The sequence below is a fragment of the Psychrobacter sp. 1U2 genome (assembly GCF_051847575.1).
This window is the reverse complement of sequence record NZ_JBPYDC010000588.1, coordinates 1-957: the sequence shown is the minus strand read 5'-3', so window position 1 is coordinate 957 and position 957 is coordinate 1. Positions and strand designations below refer to the sequence as shown.

At 39.5% G+C, this 957-nt stretch carries 1 protein-coding gene; it reads left to right on the top strand.

The window, feature by feature from the left end; genetic code table 11:
* On the top strand, positions 1–677 hold a 677-nt coding region (locus ACS8FD_RS17460; RefSeq protein WP_439276779.1), incomplete at its 5' end, for a 4'-phosphopantetheinyl transferase family protein.
* Between the last annotated feature and the right edge of the window lie 280 nt (positions 678–957).

Sequence of the window (957 nt, the reverse complement as noted above, 5' to 3'; positions counted from 1 at the left end):
GTCTACGCTTGTGGAATGAGCTACCTTGGTTGTCAATAGCCGATACTTTACATGCCTCTTCTATCAACTTCTCCACTCTTGAATGGCAATACCGTCTACCTACTCATGGTTCATCAGTACAAAAAAACGCCCAAAGACAACGTCGACAGCAACGCATGGGCGTACGACGATTATTGCAAGAGCTTCTCACCAAATTAGAAATCGATGATACGTTAAACGAAGCCCAGTTTCCCTATCGTCTTAATAGTAGTAATTACTATGTGTGCTTTAGCCATTCAAGTACTGGCAGTGTCAATAATAGTAATGATAATCCAAATGCTAGCGTTGCAGTGGTCATTAGCCATCAACGTATGGTCGGTATTGACATAGAGACCAATCAAGTTGCTTGGCACGTAGCCCAACGTTTTTATCATCCTAACGAAATCACCCTATTACAAGCGTTACCATTAGATCAGCGTGATACCGTGGTCAAATTACTTTGGCAAGTAAAAGAGAGCTTTATCAAGATCAACCATCATACCCTTGCACAAGGGCTTGGAATGAACTACCAGCATCTCATCTCTGACATCGCCACTAACCTTGAACAAAATAAGACGCTTGTTACCTTGACCGACAATCAGCCACTTCCCTATCAGATCGTTATTTTGTTTTCTTATCAAACGGTAATAATATTTTAAGGTTCTAAACATTGATAAGCTATTAAGATTTTCACATTATATTAATCCAATTACTTTATTACAGACAAAAAAACGACCCTTTTTAGGGTCGTTTTTTATACACTTACTTTTCTTCTCACAACAGTACTGAGACTGTCATCAGATTAGAAGCGGTAAGTTGCACCAACTTTAACGATTGGGAACCATTCTAACCAATCTTTATCTTCTAGCTCACGTTCAGCGATGCTAGCAACTTCACTACCTTTAATAGACTGAGTTTCGCCTTGTGCGTCTGTGTAAT